Here is a 15589-nt window from a genome sequence, read left to right as displayed (position 1 = left end):
TTCGGGCTCTGTGCCCGCGCGATTGGTAAGCGTCCCGGGACTTCTCTACTCAAAGTGACATAAAGAATACTTTTGGTAATTAGTTGAGACGCATCCGGAGGATCGCCGTGAAGAGCATCAAGAGAATCGCCCTCGTCTCCGCCATCTCCGCCGCCCTGGTCACCATCATGGGCGGTGCCGCCAACGCCTCGATGTCCGCGGCCCCCGGCTCGATGTACGTGGCCTACGAAGGGCCGGGCTTCACCGGCCGGACACAGGTCATCAGCACGTGCGGCACGACCAACCTCCGCTACCGCGGGTCGTACAAGTGGTACGGCTCCGGCCAGGCCGGCCGAATGCACAACCAGATCAACGCCAGAGGGCCGGTGCACTTCACGCTGCCCACCAAGGGCAACGCGCAGCAGAAGACGGTCGTCGGTTGGAAGAGCATCTTCAAGGTGTGCTGACGCCCGCCTCTTGACACGACGACCTCGCCCCGGGATCGGCAGCTACGAGGAGGACGGGGGAGAACCAGGCGACGGCTCCGCGCATCGGACTGACGGCAACGTTGACGGCACAACACCTGATGATCTCTCACTCTGATCTCGTCTCCAAGCCTGCCGGAAGGTCCGCCACGGGCAGGGTGGTCGAGCTGATAAGGAAGAGGTCAGCCGCTTGATCACGTGCCAAGCCGTGTATCTGCCTGCACGACTGAGGCACCCCGGGGGCCGTCACTCAGCCTTTGTCCCGTTTGCCGTTGATCGGTGGCTGCACCCCGCCCTGGCGTCTTAGGGTGTCGTGATCACCCGACGATTCTGGAGGGGCCGTGAGGCTGGAGGACATGGACGAAGCCGACATCGAGAAGCTCAAGGAGCGCTGCCGCAAGGAGCTCCAGGACACCCCCGATGATGTCGGACTACTGAGCCAACTGGCTGCCCTCGAACTCTATGACCTGCAAGTGCCACATGGTGAAGGGATAAACCTGCTGCAACGCGCGTTCGACGTCGACCGCAGCGACACGATTTCGTTCAGCAACTACATCGATGTGCTGGCCGAGGTGGCCGATGCGGAGGAAATCGACGAGGTCTACCTCCAAGCGATCGAGGCGGGCAACGTCGATGCGATGGTCGAGTTGAGCGATCGACTCTACGAACGAGACTACGAACGCGACGCGGTATTGAAGGCCATCCCATACATGCGCCGCGCGGCTGAAGCCGGCCATGCCAAGGCGCAGGATATCCTCGCCGAGCTTCTCAAAGAGATCTCCTAGTATCAACCGCAGATCCTGATCTTCATAGCTCAGAAGCGGTTGTCGTTTGTAATGGCTGGTTCGGGCGCGTGCCTGATGGCGGCGCCGCCAGCGGGACCAATGCAAGACGAAGGCATGGGCGATCATGACCGGAGTGGTCCACCGAGACCTGGAGGTCCAAGTGCGGACCTGATGCTCATCCAGGCCGGTCAGGCCCTTGCCGGTCTGAAACGACTCCTCAATGCGCCAGCGCGTGCCGGCCACCTTGACCAAGACCGGCAGCGGCACCGGGCGGGGTGCGTAGCAGCGGAAGAAGGCCATCTCGCCGGTGCGGCGGTGGCGGCGGATCAGCGGCCAGCGGCGGCCCGGCTGCGCGGAGCGGCCCGGCGAAGAGGCGCGGGGTCATTCGTCGTCTGGATCTGCCGGCTCCACGGTCGGTGCGATCTGCAGTGGTGTCGCGGCCCCGCCAGCGATCTCGCGCCCTTGATTCAGTGTGTAGTCGAGCTGCCTGGCCAGGAGTGGGAGGGTCGCCGGAGGTAGGTACGCATCAGCACCGGCGTCAAGTAGTCGTCGGACTGGGCCGTGGTACTGAACTCCGAGTTCGTGGTCCTCGATTTCGGTGACGATGATGCGAGCTTTCGGGAACATCGATCGGAGCGCTGCGATCAACTGCGGGCTGCCTGGAGGCACCAGCAGCACGTCGGTTGTCGCGGGAGCTGCATGCATATCGAGCACTACGTAGTCCGCCCCGAGCTGGGTGGACAGCGCAACCCGAGCCGCGGTCGACAGCTCCATCGCGGTGGCCACGACTGTCACGCTCTCGTAGTCGATCGGTGCTTGATCGTTGGCCTCATCTGGCGCGTCGCGATCGACGATGGCGCCTTGGACCAGGTCAATGGTGCTGGAGATCGTCGCGATCGACGCGCCGTCACGCGTGAGGACCAGGTCCTCACCAGGCTCGAGGGCGTCGATGAGCGCCACGACGTCTTCGGGAAGGCAGGTCACGTCGATTCGCTGCGTGGAGCGTGGGGAGCGTTTGCGGATCACCATGCCTGGGAAACGCTCACGGCTGCGAGGGCACCCTGCGTCATGCGCAGCCCCGGTCGCCTAGTGAAAGGCCCATTGAGGTGCCATGGTTGCCTGCCCGGAAGGTGCCGCTCAACCGGATGATCACATGAGTCCCTTCTGATGCTGCGATCTTGTTGGATGCCACTACACGACCATTGGTTCGACGCCGCGCCGGAGTTTCCCTCATCGTCCAGGTCCGCGCCCATCGACGGCGACGCGAAGGTGGGGTCATGGGAAGGCGGCCAGGCGGCGCAACGCATCACTACCTTGTGGCTCGCCAGAGGTGCGACAAGCGAAAAGTTAGCTATCAGTTCCAGCCAGCTAGATGATCAACTGAGTGGCGGCTCGCCGTCGCTATAGGAGTTCCAAGTCACGATGGTGGGGCCAAATCTCGTTGGTGCTCCGCACCGACAAAGATCGCGAAATGGTGCGCATGCTCCTCTGGAGGTGAGCAGACGACGGAGGGCCCGGATCGCGTTGATCCGGGCCCTCAGTCGTTCGGTTCGTGTGTCAGCCAGTGACCGGGATGTGAGTCTTCACCGGCGTCGGGGTGGGCGCGGGCTTGGGCTCGTCCGGTGTCTGCGTGACGTCCGCGTCCCACTCGATCCAGTCGTGGGTCACCGTCCCGTGATCACCCTTACCAGGGTGGGTGGGGGTCGGCGTGTTGCTCGGCGTCGAGGTGGGCGTCGGCGTGGGAGTGGGCGTCGCAGTGGGTGTGGAAGTCGGCGTCGGCGTGACCGTCGGCGTGACCGTCGGCGTCGGCGTGACCGTCGGCGTCGGCGTGACCGTCGGCGTCGGCGTGACCGTCGGCGTCGGCGTGACCGTCGGCGTCGGCGTGACCGTCGGCGTCGGCGTGACCGTCGGCGTCGGCGTGACCGTCGGCGTCGGCGTGACCGTCGGAGTGGGCGTCGGCGTCGGCGTCGGCGTCGGCGTCGGCGTGGGCGTCGGCGTCGGCGCACACTTGACCCAGAACACCTTGTGCTTGGGCGCGCCATGCTTGCCCGCGAAGTCCCACAACAGCTTGTAGTGCCCGTTCGGCAGGGTCATGTCGACGGTACGGCCATGCCCATCCTTGTCGAGCACGAGGGTGCCGCTCTTGACCGTGGTCCTGTCACCCGTGGGCGGCCAGGACTTGATCTTCCAGCTCACCTGCTCGGCCGCGTCGAAGTTGAACCCGACCAGATAGAACACGCACACGCGCGGCTCGTTGCGCTGGTCGTCCTCCGGCGTCGTCCACTTGTGGATCTTGACGTCGCCGTTGTCGCCGGGCGGCTTGCCTTGGACCGCTCCAGCTGAGGCCGTATTGGAGCTGGCGAGCACCGTGAACGCTGCCACTGCGAGCAGGAGTGCCGCTGTGATCCAGCGATGCACTAAAGAGAGTCTGGGGGGTGTCACGACCGCACCTCTGGGTGTATGAGAGAGCTGGAGCCTCAAAGGGCTCATCTGTGTAAAAATGTCACACCTATGGCCGAGGATCTTCAAACGTTCCAAACCGTTATCTAACGGGGCCAGAAGGTTACGTTCATGTCGTAAGTGTCAGAGAACCCAGGAGCCGAACGTGCCGCTCGATGCCCCCCGCCGACTCATCGGCACCGCGCTCGCCACCATCAGCCTCATCGCCTCGACCCCCGCCAGCGTCGCCGCCTCGCCCGCCACCCTCGCCGCCAGCGCCTCGGTCACGGCGACCGCACTCCCCCAGGCCACCACGTACACGGAACTGAGCGGCCTCCCACAGGACACCGACACCTACGGCAAGCTGAGCGGCATCGTGGTCCATCCCGCACGCACGGTGCCCGTCTACGCCCAGCCCGGCGGCAAGCCCGCGGCCACCCTCCCGGCCAAGCAGCTCGGCAGTCAGACCTGGGTCCCTGTGGTAGAGACGCGCAAGGGCTGGTACCGCGTGCTCCTGCCCAGCAAGCCCAACCACGTGACCGGCTGGATCAAGGCCAAGGGCCTGAAGAAAGCGCGCAGCCACTACCGTGCCATTGTCAAGCTGAGCACCAGGCAACTGACCGTGATGAACGCGAACAAGAAGCTCGGCACCTGGACAGTGGCCATCGGCGGCACGGAGACCCCCACCCCGGTGGGCAGAACCTTCCTGCTGGCCCTGATGTCACCGAAGAAGAAGACCTACAGCCCGCTGATCCTGCCCCTCGGCACGCACTCGCCGACGCTCGACACCTTCGGCGGCGGTCCCGGCACAGTCGCCTTCCACGGCTGGCCGGACCGCAAGGTGTTCGGCAAGGCGATCACGCACGGCTGCATCAGGGTGCCTGCCCACGCGCTCAAGGTGCTGGCGGGACTGCCGCTGGGGACTCCGGTTCTGATCGCCCCCTGAGGACGAGGGCGGCGGCCAACGGGTCCTCGCCACTGTCGACGCTTGCTGGGTGCTGGCCGTCGCCCTCGTTCGGAACCCACTCGCCGCTGATCCAAGCCTCAGCGTGAGTCGCGCGAGCTCGATCCGGTACGGCTGCGCGGCCGGCTCACCGCTGATCTCAGCTGAAGCCGCTAACCGCCCAGCCGGATGATGCCGCGGGAAGCGGCGACCGTCACTGCGGCGGTGCGGTCGTCCACGCCAAGCTTGGCGAAGATGTGCAGCAGGTGGGTCTTGACCGTGGCCTCACTGATGCACAGGTGGGCGGCGATGGCCTTGTTACTCATTCCCTGGGCAACCGCGCCGAGGACCTCGACCTCCCGACCGCTGAGGGCATCGGGAGCATCGGCACGCGCCCACGACAACACTCGGGTCGCGATCGCCGGCGACAGGGCGCTCTCCCCTCGCGCCGCCGCCCGGATCGCGTCGAACAGCTGCTCACGGCCGGCGTCCTTGAGCATGTAGCCGATGGCTCCCGCGTCGATGGCGCGTGAGATGTCGCCATCGGTGTCGTAAGTGGTCAGGACGATCACCTTGGCGCCTGGGTCATGTTCGCGGATCCGGCTGATCGCCGTCGCGCCGTCGATCTCGGGCAGTTGCAGGTCCATCAGGGTGACGTCGGGCCGCAAGTCGCGCGCCAGCCGCACCGCATCTGCGCCGGAGACCGCTTCGCCGACCACCTCCAGGTCGTCCTGGGTGCCGAGCATCGCCCGTATGCCGTCGCGGACCACCGGGTGGTCGTCGGCGATCAGGACCCGGACGGTCATCATGCCCCGCTCAAAGCCACCGCTGGGAGGCTGGCCACCACTGTGGCGCCCGCACCCGGGGCACTTTCCACGAGCAGCGTGCCGCCGAGCTGCTCCATCCTCTCCTGCATGATCGAAAGGCCGTGCCCGAAGGCGGCCCGCCTGGGATCGAAACCGTCGCCATCATCGTGGACATCGAGCACGACCAGGTCCTCCATATACGACAGGGTCAGCGTGACCTGCTCGGCGCGGGCATGGCGGCGAACGTTGGCGACCGCCTCCTGCGCCACGCGCAGCAGCTCTGCCTGGGCCTGGGCTTCGAGCGGCCGGAGCTTGCCGGTGATCACGGTGTGCGCGTCGATACCGGTTTCATCCGACAGCCGGCCGGACAGCCGCTGCAGGGCCTCCGGTAGGCCACCCTCGTCGAGCTCGCCGGGTCGCAGCGCTCTCACCACCCGGCGGCTTTCCGCAAGGTTCTCCCGTGCCGCCTGCAGCGCCTGGGTCAGGTGCTTGTTGTCCGGCAGGGTCGCCTGGGCCGCCTCCAGCAACATCGCCACGCTGGCGAACCCCTGGGTCAGGCTGTCGTGGATGTCGCGGGCCAGCCGCTGCCGTTCGGCCGCCACGCCCGCCTGCCGTTCGGCCGCCGCCCGCGCCTCCTGCGCGGCCTGCAGCCGGTCGAGGAGCCGCTTGCGCTCGGCGCTCTGCCGGGACACCGAGCTGATGTACCCGACCGCGGTGGCCCCGCTGATCGCGATCAGCGGGGCGATGACGATCTCGGCCCAGGTGATCGACCCGGTCACGTGGAAACGATGCCACAGCCAGCCCCCGGCACACGACACCACCGCGACCAGCCCGACCCGCACGGCGTCCATGCAGTACGGCACGAGCACGCTCAGCGCGACCACCAGGAAGGAGGAATCGATGGCGAACAGCCCCAGCCAGAGCAACCCACCGCCGAGCACGTATGGCGCGGGCACGTCATCCGGAGGCGGCGTGCGCAGCACGAACCACACCGCATACCAAGCGGCCAGCCCGGCCACCAGCACCACCGGGAGTACCTGCCCCGCCTCCGTCAGGGGTCCAGCCGAGGTCAGCACCAGCCATGAGGCGAAGAAGGCGTGCTGCCACCGGCGCCGCGACCGCTCCCAGGACTCCACACCGCCGACGATAATCAACCACCCGTCCGCTCGGCATCAACCAGTCGACTGATCACGTAATCGGCATTCCGCTCGATGCGGGCGCCGCCGTGCCGGAACCAGACTCGACGGCGTGACCGCCATCCCCAGCCCGACCCAAGCCGTCTGGCACCTCGGCCCGCTCCCGATCCGCGCCTACGCCCTGCTGATGCTGCTCGCCGTCCTCGTCGGCATCTGGGTGACCCAGCGCCGCTGGGTCGCTCGCGGCGGCGAGCCTGGCACGGTCGGGGACATCGCCACCTGGGCCGTGCCGTTCGGCCTGGTCGGTGCCCGGCTCTACCACGTGGCCACCGACTGGCAGCAGTACTTCGGCCCCGGCGACGACCCGCTGCGCGCGTTCGCGATCTGGGAGGGCGGGATCAGCATCTGGGGCGCCGTCGCGGGCGGCGCGGTGGGCGCGTGGCTGGCCTGCCGCCGGCGAGGCATCGCGCTGCGCGACTTCGCCGACGCCGTCGCGCCCGGGATCGCGCTCGGGCAGGCGATCGCCCGCTGGGGCAACTGGTTCAATCAGGAGCTGTACGGCAGGCCGACAACCCTGCCCTGGGCGCTGGAGATCGACCCCGCCCATCGGCCACCCGGTATGGAATCCACTGCCACCTACCATCCGGCTTTCCTCTACGAGTCGCTGTGGAACCTGGGCGTGGCGGGGTTCGTCGTCTGGGCCGAACGGCGGTTCCGGCTCGACCGTGGCCGGACATTCGCGCTCTACGCCGCCGCCTACACCGCCGGTCGCGCCTGGATCGAGTGGCTCCGCATCGACCCCACCCACCACATCCTCGGTCTGCGCCTCAACGACTGGACCGCACTGCTCGCCTTTACGGCTGCAGTCACGTACCTCACCGCCACGCGAAAGGTCGCTCCAGCGGATCGACCAGGCGGCGGGCTTCCTCATGGACATGCGTGACGGGGGAAGCGTCACGTGGGGGTGGTCGGCCAGCCCGCCGGCTGTCGTCGCAGCAGGTGGCGCTCCTGCGCCGTCGAGGGCGCTGTAAAACAAGATCAGATTCGAGAGTGAGTCAGGGCCTTATTTCAGAGCGCTGAAGTGCGGGTAGATCTCGGACTTCTTGCCGAGCTTGAGCAGCGTCTCGGTAACCCGGCCCTTCAGGTCGACGATCCCGATGCCGGCCGCGGTGGAGATGAGCAGGTGCTTCTCGTCGTACCAGCCGAGGGTGGTGGGCCGTGCGCCCGCGACGATGGGAAGCCTCGTCACGGCCTTGCCGGTCACCGCGTCCCACACACAGGCGGCCTTCTCCAGCGGCAGGCAGGCGGTGACGAACCGCTTGCCGGAGGGAGAGAAGACCCCGCGCCCGTCACCGCCCGGCCTGCCTCGCACCTGATATTCCCTGGCGGCCTTGCCCTGGAGGTCGTACAGGCGGACGGTCGTGCCGCCGAGCCTGCCGTGCCTGACCAGGAAGCGGGTGCCGTCGTGGTTCCATTCGAAACCGCCGACAGTGACCAGCGCCTTGTGGATCTTGATGAAGCGGGGCGTGAAGTCAGGCAGATCGAGGATCAGGACTCCTGCCGAGCGGTCGCCCTGGCGGGCCAAGCTGACAGTGAACAGCAGTTTCCGGCCGTCCGGCGACCACCGGGGCCAGCGCATCTGGGGATACTGGATGCCGCCGTTCTCGGTGTCGGCAGGGGTGTACTCGGTGAGCTGGATCGCGACGTCCCGGCTCTTGCCGGTGGTTCGGTCGAGGATCCGCAGGCGGTCCTTGCCCGGCTCTCTTGGCGACTCCAGATGCGCGACCGTCCAGCGTCCGTCGGGGGAGACCGCGACCTCCCCGTAGTCGGTCTTGATGAACCGCCGCCGGTCCGGCTGCCACGCCCACAGCACGAACGGGTTACCCCGAGTTTGGAAGTTGACGGTGCTATAGGACGTGAACTGGACAGGGCGGCCGTTCAGGTCGGCGACGACCGCGGCCTGACCCTTTCCGACCTGGTCGTTTCCCTTCCGTTCCGTTACACCAGGTAACGGGCCTTTGGTCGGCTGGGGCGCGGGCACAGCAGCCGAGGCGGTGGCTGTGGCAGTGGTGGTGGTGAGCACGAGTGCGCCCACCAGGCTGGACACGGAACGACCGAGCATGCGATCTCTCCTGGCTGTCGGAAAGAGAAGCCTTACTAAGGAAGGTCATGCTAGGTCCACCCCGGGCCCGCCGTGGCAGCTCATGGAGACTCATCAGAGCCAGACATTCAAGCGGTGTTCCTATGACAAACGCGCGCCGTCTCTGCCCCGCAGCTCGGACAGAGGGCCGACCTCGCCCTCGTCCGCCATGTGGACGGATCCAAGCCAGGGGCCGGCATGTCCAGGCGTACAGCAGTTGACACCTTTTGCAGCTAACCGCTATCTATTGGCTAACCGTTAGGGGGCGGAGTGCAAGACGCAGTGCTGGCGATGCTCGCCAAAGAACCGTCGCACGGGTACGACTTGCGCGCTCGGCTGCGGCGGAGTCTTGGCCCGCTGGGCGAGTCGATGAACCCCGGCCAGATCTATGTGACATTGGCCCGGCTGGAAAAAGCGGGGCTCCTTGTCTGTGAGCGGGCGGACGGCCTGCCCGAGCGGCCGGAGCGCAAGGTCTATGCGCTGACGCCGGCCGGGCAGCAACGGGTGGCCGCCTGGCTGGCCGAGGTGGGCTGGCCGAAACCGGACCTGGCGGAGTTTCATCTCAAGCTCGCCGCTGCCGCCGCGGCCCGGCTGGCCGACCCGGTGGAGCTGGTGGCGGCGCAGCGCCGTGAGTTGCTGCGCCGCTTGCGTGAGGCGCAGCACGCGGCTTTGGCCGAGCCGGCGGGATCGAGCGCCGGCTTGCTGCTGGAAGGGGTCGTGCTGCGGTTGCAGGCGGACCTGCGCTGGCTGGATGCCTGTGAGCGGGCCTGGTCCAAGGTCGATGACGAAGTTGAGGGTGGATGAACGTGTCAAGTGCCGCGGTCCGGGCCTGCGGCCTGGTGAAGACGCATGGTCAGGGGCAGAGCCGGGTCCGCGCGGTGGACGAGGTCGACCTGGAGGTGCCTCAGGGACAGACGCTGGCGGTGATGGGGCCCAGCGGCTGCGGGAAATCCACTCTGCTGCACCTGCTGGGTGGCCTGGAGCGGCCCACCGGTGGGGAGGTGTGGGTGGCCGGGCGGCGCATCGACACCTTGAGCGAGCGGGCCTTGGCGCGGCTGCGGCGCCGGTCGGTGGGGTTCATCTTCCAGGCTTTCCATCTGGTGGAGGAGTTGTCGGCGGCCGAGAACGTGGAGCTGCCCGCGCTGCTGGCCGGGCGCTCGCGCCGCCAGGCCAGGCGGCGCGCGAGCCTGCTGCTGGAACGGGTCGGGCTCGCCGACCGTGGCCGGCATCTGCCGTCGCAACTGTCCGGTGGGCAGCGTCAGCGGGTCGCCATCGCTCGCGCGCTGGTCAACGACCCGCTGGTCGTCCTGGCCGACGAGCCGACCGGCAACCTCGACACCGCGGCGACCCTCGATGTGCTGAGGATCTTCGAGGAACTGCGTTCCGTGGGGCAGACCTTCGTGATCGTCACGCATGACGAGCGGGTGGCGGCCACGGCGGATCGGCTGGTCTCCATGCGCGACGGGATGTTCGTCGACGACACCCGGCTGGCCGGCTCCCACACGCGCGGGCTCGGCGGGCTGATCGGGCTGGAGGGCTGAACGTCATGGGCTCCATCGTGCTCGTCGTGCGTCTGGTGCTGGCCGACGTGCGGCGGCACAAGGCCCAGGCCGCGATGCTCCTGCTCGCGGTGACCGTGGCCACCGCCACGCTGGCTCTGGGCCTGTCCCTGCGCGGCGTGAGCGACGCGCTGTACGAGCAGACCCGCGCGGCCACCGCCGGGCCGGATGTGGTGGCACTCTCCGGCGACACGGGCCCCGCCGTGACCTCGGCCCTGGCCGCGCTGGCAGACGCTCCCGAAGTAGTCGCCCACCATGGCCCCTATCGCATCGTCTACGCCGACCTCACCACGCGCGATTCCACGTCGTCCCCAGTGGTGGTGCAGGGCTTCGCCGAGACGTCCGGCGCGGTCAACCGGCCGCTGGTGATCTCGGGTCGTTGGGTACGCTCCGGCGGCGCGGTCCTCGAACGCGGCTTCGCCACCGCGCTGGGCGTCGGCGTCGGCGACCGCGTCACCATCGCCGGCCGGTCGTACCCCGTCGTCGGGATCGCCGTGACCGCGGCCACCTCCATCTACCCCTGGGCGGCGCAGATCGGGCCGGGCGGCGGCCCCAGCGACTACAGCGGCCTGGCCTGGATGACCCGATCAGATGCCCGGGCCCTGGCGTCGTCCCAAGATCTCCCGGTGACCTTGGCCCTGGACCTCAAGCTGCGCGACCCCGCCGCGACCGAGGCCTTCCGCGACGCCCACCGCGGCTCCACCATCAGGATCAATGTCCACTCCTGGCAGTTCACCGCCAAACAGGACATGGTCATCCTCAGAAACAGTCAACCGATCCTGGTCGTCGGTAGCTGGCTGCTCAGCTTCCTGGCCATCACCGGAGTGGCGGCGCTGGCCGCGGGACGCGCCGCCGAGCAGACACGCCGGGCCGGGCTGCTCAAGGCCGTCGGCGCGACCCCGGGTCTGATCGCCACTGTCCTGCTCACCGAGTACCTGTCGCTGGCGCTGGTCGGCGACGCGCTGGGGCTGGTGATCGCCCGCCTGACCGTGCCCGCCATCGCCAGCCCCACCGCCAGCCGGATCGGCGACGCCGCCGGGCCGACCGGCGCCACCGTGGTCGCGGCGACCGTACTCGCCGTGGCGGTGGCGGTGCTGTCCACGCTGCGTCCCACGCTGCGGGCCATGCGTACGGCAACCGTCACGGCGCTGTCCGCGACCGCGCACCAGCCCCGTCACCGACCCTGGCTCACCGCGCTGTCCGCGCTGCTGCCCACGCCGCTGCTGCTCGGGCTGCGGCTGACCGCCCGCAGGCCGGGCCGCGCCGTGCTGCAGGCGTGCTCCACCGCCACCACAATGATCGCGATCGTCGCCCTGCTGACCCTCTACGCCCAGCCGGAGAGGGGCTACGGCCTGGATGGCTCCTCCGCCCTGCCCAACCTGCGGGGCGAGCACGACCGCCAGCTGATGCTCGCCGTCACCATCCTGCTGATCGCACTCGCCGTCGTGAACACCATCACGTTCACCTGGACCACTGCCATAGAGGCCCGCGCGAACATGGCCATCGCACGTACGCTCGGCGCCACCCCAGGGCAGATCTCCGCGGGGCTTTCCATCACCCAGCTCCTGCCCAGCCTGCCCGGTGCCGTCATCGGCGTCCCTCTGGGCGTCGGCCTGCTCTCGCTCTTCGCCGCCAGGAATGCAGTGGAACCCCCCTCCTCCTGGCTGCTCGGCGCCGCACTCGCGACCCTCCTGGCGACGGCGGCACTCACCGCCCTGCCCGCACGCCTGGCGGCCCGCCGGCCCGTGGCGCAGGCCCTCAGCGCCGAAACAGCCTGACCGGCCCCGCTCAGCAGGCGCCGACGGCAGCGGCGCTCAGCGGACCGAGGCCCGCCCAACCCCGTAGAGACCTCATCCGCCCCACCAGCGTTTGCCGACGGGCGCTCGGCCACCGGCGTCTGAATGAATCGATTTGATCGACGGAAAGGAATCACGAAGTGGCATCTGACGCCGCCGGCGCTCGGCGATTCATGGCGGACACGAGGGAGCCCCGCGGATGGGTGTCCCCCAGGACAGACTTCGTGACGGCGCTGCTCGGAATCTGGTTCGGGGTCGGACTGATGATCGACGCCTGGGCGCACAGCAACGGGGCGGAGCTGGAGACGTTCTTCACTCCATGGCACGCGGTGTTCTATTCCGGCTTCGCTGTGGTCTCCGGCTGGATCATCTGGCAGGTGTGGCGCAACGTGCGCGCCGGCCGGCAGGGGCTGGCGGCCGTCCCCACCGGTTATCTCGCCGGGCTGGTAGCGATTCCCGCGTTCGCCGCCTTCGGGTTCGCCGACATGATGTGGCACACCATCCTCGGCATCGAGACGACCATTGACATCTTTTTCAGCCCGTCACACCTCGGCCTCGTCGTGACGATGATGCTCATCATCACGACACCGCTGCGCTCGGCGTGGAACGCCCCCGACGTCGGCACCCGGCCCTCGCTCGGCCGCCTGCTGCCTGCGCTGCTCGGACTAGCGTTCGCCACCACGCTGGTGTCGCTGTTCCTGTCGTACGGCGACGCCATGCAGTACCGCCCCGAGGGCATCGTCCGGGCGTTGTCCATGCTGCAGAACGCGGGCGGCGGCGGCCCGCGGGGCGGCGGCCCTGTGGCGGTGGGCCCGGGCGCCGCGCAGGTAGCCGTCGCGATGGTCATCACCAACGTCATCATGCTCAGCCCTGTGCTGTTCCTGGTGCGCCGCTGGCTGTTGCCGTTCGGCTCGGTGACCGTCGTGTACACGATCATGGTGCTCATGCCGGGTGCCCAGGCGGCGTTCCGCAACCTGCCGATCCTGTTGTCGTTCGTGGCCGCCGGGTTCGTGAGCGACCTGCTGATCCGCTGGCTGCGACCGTCGGGTGAGCGGCGCGCCGCCTACTGGGCCTTCGCCGGGCTGTCGGCCTTCGCCACCTGGTCGCTGTACATCGGAGTCGCCTCGTCCACAGGCGGCGGCCTTCCTGCCGTGCCCGAGCTGTGGACCGGCGCGCCGGTCATCGCCGGGCTGATCGGGCTGGCGCTCGGGGCGCTGTTCCTGCCCAACGCGGTCACTGCCGAGCCGGTTCCGCGGTCGCGTCGAGCATCCTGACGACACCGTAGTAGCCGAGGTCGGCCGCTCCCTGGAGGGCGTATCGGCCTGGGATCCGTCGCCCGCCTCGGCGACCACCTCGCATACGTCCACGTGAGTTCCCGGTAGACCTTGGTTGTTTCTACAGATCCGCCGGCGAGGGGATGGCGATCAGACCCAGCGTGGCGATCTCGGTGAGTGCCTGGCAGGAGAGATGCCGGACCGCGGCCCATCCGGGATCGGTGGCGAGCCCTTCGGGGGTCCACTTGTCGGCGTTGTCCTCACCACTCATCTCCGCCAAGCAGTCGTCGATGCGCTGCAACAGGTCGTGAAGCACCGGGGGCAAAAGTGCCGGTGATCGTGCGTCGACACTCCATGGCACCCACCCGTGCGCCCAGTCGAAGTCGAGCGCCAATTCGTCCGCGTGCCACTGGTGCCGGGCAGCCCACGCGACCTGTTCGTCGGCGGAGGCGGCCAGCATCACCAGCGTCTCCGCCAGTCGCAACAGCGAGGTCGGCACGTCGGGCATAGCGTCCAGAGCCTCGGGTTGGGGGGCAGAATTCATCGGCGCCTGCCCTTCTCTCGTGATCTCCGTACATCATCCTCTCGTGGGGGCACCCTCCGCCCACGTAAAAGTCGTTTCGCTGACGGTCGGGTCGAAAGCTCGCTCCCGCGTGTCCGGCGAGGGCGGCAACTTCTTCGATGGCTCGACTGAGCACCTCAGCCGGGATGCACCTCTCAAGTAGGACCACCTCGCATGGCCGATCCATGTCCTCGTCTGGAATGGCCGAGGTCTTGACACGTGCGGTCTTGCTGCGGTTATTGTCGAGCGGAGCGCGCAGGGGATCGCGCCGAGACTCGCCGGAAGGCTTGAAGCCACCCCGTTCTGTTCGGTTGAGCGACGGATGCCACAGCTCTGTCCAGCCCGTGCGAGTCCGGGTGAAGAGCGAGGTGTTCTCCGTGAAGACGCTCCCCGACAACCCCAATCTCGACCACCTGCGCCGCCAGGCCAAGGAACTGCTGGCCGGCCTGCGCGACAGCAGCCCGTCGGTCTCGCTGGCCGCCGCCCAGACCGCCCTGGCCCGGCAGTACGGCTTCCGCGACTGGCCCGAGCTGAAGGCCGAGGTCGATCGCAGGCGCGGCAGTGCCGCAACAGCCGCCCCGGCACTTGCCCACGAGCTCGCCGAGCGCTATGGCCTTGGCCGGGTGACCGGCGAGATGCGATCGCTGGCCAGGGCCGACGAGATGGGCCGCCAGTGGTCGCTGGAAACCGACCGGGGCCGCTGGGCGGTCCGCACCATGGACACCTGGCATCCCATCGTCGACGCCGACACCGACGTCGACCTGCAGCTGGCTGCCGCCACCGCGGGCGTCCTGCTCCCCACCCCGGTCCGCAGCCGCTCCGGCGCGGTCGTCGAGTCGATCGGCGGGCACAGCTGGCGGGTGCGCGAGTGGCGGCACCCGGGGCCGCCACTGGTGGCCCCGGCCAGCGCCGCGGTTACCCGCTCGGTTGGCACGGTCCTGGCCACCGTCCACGGGCTAGCCCTGCCGGTGGACCGGGTCAGCCCCTGGCACGCCTTCCGCTTCACCGACACGACCTGGCCGGAACTGGCCGCGATCGCGCGGGCCAGGCAGGCCTCCTGGGCGGACGAGCTGACCGCCGCGGTGCCCACCCTGGTGGAGCTGAGCACGATCGGGCAGGACGCGCCCACACCGGAACCCGTCCTGAGCCACAACAGCCTGGGACCGGGGAACGCGCGGCTCGGGACCGACGGCCGCCTGATCGTCGTGGGCTGGGAGCACGCGGGCGGCCAGCCGCCGGGCTGGGAGCTGGGCGAGGCCCTGATGAACTGGGCCGTCGACCCCTCCGGCGGCGTGAACGTGGCCGGCGCGCGTGCCATGGTCGAGGGGTACGGCGAGGCGGCCGGTTCGCTCCCGCTGCTGGATCCCGGCATCTTCCGGGGCGGCGTCACCGCTGTGTGCAACTACGTGTTCGGGCAGCTCCACCTCGCCATGGACGCCCGCGATCCAGAAGACAGGCGGCACGCCGACCGCAACGTCAGGCACCTGTTGTCGCACCTGCCGACCCGGACCGCCCTGGAGCGGCTCCTCGACGTGGCGGTGCTGTCGGGCTAGTACTCCGGAGCAGGTTGAGGTCATGGTGGAGATCTGCGCTGGTAGTGGCAGCGGCGGTCGATCGCTTGGCGGCGACGGCGCCATGCGGACCAGCGCAGGACCTCCTCGAGCGAGCGTGGCCGGGCGAGGAGG

At 68.6% G+C, this 15589-nt stretch carries 15 protein-coding genes and 1 pseudogene; 9 read left to right on the top strand and 7 right to left on the bottom strand.

The window, feature by feature from the left end; all coding sequences use genetic code 11:
• The first annotated feature begins 107 nt into the window (after positions 1–107).
• Positions 108–446, top strand: a complete 339-nt coding sequence (locus ACTMTI_RS05475; protein WP_441118500.1) for a MiAMP1 family antimicrobial peptide — start codon at positions 108–110, stop codon at positions 444–446.
• A gap of 374 nt (positions 447–820) precedes the next feature.
• Positions 821–1249 (top strand): hypothetical protein, encoded by a 429-nt coding sequence (locus ACTMTI_RS05470; protein WP_441118499.1) that lies wholly within the window; start codon positions 821–823, stop codon positions 1247–1249.
• 39 nt (positions 1250–1288) lie between these two features.
• Here the strand turns inward: ACTMTI_RS05470 and ACTMTI_RS05465 are convergent.
• The 3 genes and pseudogenes from ACTMTI_RS05465 to ACTMTI_RS05455 form a co-directional block, all read right to left on the bottom strand.
• Positions 1289–1600, bottom strand: a pseudogene (locus ACTMTI_RS05465) (IS701 family transposase); the annotation flags it as partial.
• A gap of 30 nt (positions 1601–1630) precedes the next feature.
• A complete protein-coding gene (locus ACTMTI_RS05460; protein ID WP_441118498.1) occupies positions 1631–2278 on the bottom strand; it encodes a hypothetical protein in 648 nt (215 codons plus the stop codon).
• Positions 2279–2806: 528 nt separating this feature from the next.
• Positions 2807–3667, bottom strand: a complete 861-nt coding sequence (locus tag ACTMTI_RS05455; RefSeq protein ID WP_441118497.1) for a hypothetical protein — start codon at positions 3665–3667, stop codon at positions 2807–2809.
• A gap of 187 nt (positions 3668–3854) precedes the next feature.
• Here ACTMTI_RS05455 and ACTMTI_RS05450 point away from each other — a divergent pair, with 187 nt between their 5' ends.
• Positions 3855–4634 (top strand): L,D-transpeptidase, encoded by a 780-nt coding sequence (locus tag ACTMTI_RS05450; protein ID WP_441118496.1) that lies wholly within the window; start codon positions 3855–3857, stop codon positions 4632–4634.
• Positions 4635–4804: 170 nt separating this feature from the next.
• Here ACTMTI_RS05450 and ACTMTI_RS05445 read toward each other — a convergent pair whose 3' ends face one another.
• Complete coding sequence (locus ACTMTI_RS05445; protein WP_138715474.1) at positions 4805–5437, bottom strand: response regulator; 633 nt, start codon at positions 5435–5437, stop codon at positions 4805–4807.
• Complete coding sequence (locus tag ACTMTI_RS05440) at positions 5437–6573, bottom strand: sensor histidine kinase (protein WP_441118495.1); 1137 nt, start codon at positions 6571–6573, stop codon at positions 5437–5439. Before ACTMTI_RS05440 ends, ACTMTI_RS05445 begins: the two co-directional genes overlap by 1 nt.
• Positions 6574–6685: 112 nt before the next feature.
• Between ACTMTI_RS05440 and lgt the strand changes: the two genes are divergently transcribed.
• Entirely contained in the window at positions 6686–7516 is an 831-nt protein-coding gene (gene lgt / locus ACTMTI_RS05435) for a prolipoprotein diacylglyceryl transferase (protein ID WP_441118494.1), read from the top strand.
• 120 nt (positions 7517–7636) lie between these two features.
• Here the strand turns inward: lgt and ACTMTI_RS05430 are convergent, their stop codons facing one another.
• A complete protein-coding gene (locus tag ACTMTI_RS05430; protein ID WP_441118493.1) occupies positions 7637–8695 on the bottom strand; it encodes a TolB family protein in 1059 nt (352 codons plus the stop codon).
• 309 nt (positions 8696–9004) lie between these two features.
• Between ACTMTI_RS05430 and ACTMTI_RS05425 the strand changes: the two genes are divergently transcribed.
• The 4 genes from ACTMTI_RS05425 to ACTMTI_RS05410 all read left to right on the top strand — a co-directional run bounded on the left by ACTMTI_RS05425 (position 9005) and on the right by ACTMTI_RS05410 (position 13342).
• On the top strand, positions 9005–9517 hold the full coding sequence (locus ACTMTI_RS05425; protein ID WP_441118853.1) for a PadR family transcriptional regulator: 513 nt from the start codon (positions 9005–9007) through the stop codon (positions 9515–9517).
• Entirely contained in the window at positions 9514–10254 is a 741-nt protein-coding gene (locus ACTMTI_RS05420) for an ABC transporter ATP-binding protein (RefSeq protein WP_441118492.1), read from the top strand. The genes ACTMTI_RS05425 and ACTMTI_RS05420 overlap by 4 nt, the downstream gene beginning before the upstream one ends.
• Positions 10255–10259: 5 nt before the next feature.
• Positions 10260–12050, top strand: a complete 1791-nt coding sequence (locus ACTMTI_RS05415; RefSeq protein ID WP_441118491.1) for an FtsX-like permease family protein — start codon at positions 10260–10262, stop codon at positions 12048–12050.
• 221 nt (positions 12051–12271) lie between these two features.
• On the top strand, positions 12272–13342 hold the full coding sequence (locus ACTMTI_RS05410; protein ID WP_441118490.1) for a hypothetical protein: 1071 nt from the start codon (positions 12272–12274) through the stop codon (positions 13340–13342).
• 121 nt (positions 13343–13463) lie between these two features.
• On the opposite strand, the gene ACTMTI_RS05405 is transcribed toward ACTMTI_RS05410, so the two are convergent.
• Positions 13464–13886, bottom strand: coding sequence for a hypothetical protein (locus tag ACTMTI_RS05405; protein ID WP_441118489.1), 423 nt, complete (start codon positions 13884–13886; stop codon positions 13464–13466).
• A 395-nt stretch (positions 13887–14281) separates the two neighbouring features.
• On the opposite strand from ACTMTI_RS05405, the gene ACTMTI_RS05400 reads away from it, so the two are divergent.
• Complete coding sequence (locus ACTMTI_RS05400; protein WP_441118488.1) at positions 14282–15457, top strand: glyoxalase superfamily protein; 1176 nt, start codon at positions 14282–14284, stop codon at positions 15455–15457.
• Positions 15458–15589 lie beyond the last annotated feature (132 nt).

The organism is Nonomuraea sp. H19, assembly GCF_052068215.1.
Taxonomy (GTDB): Bacteria; Actinomycetota; Actinomycetes; order Streptosporangiales; family Streptosporangiaceae; genus Nonomuraea.
The sequence above is the reverse complement of the archived record's forward strand: the minus strand, read 5'-3'. Positions and strand labels throughout refer to the sequence as shown.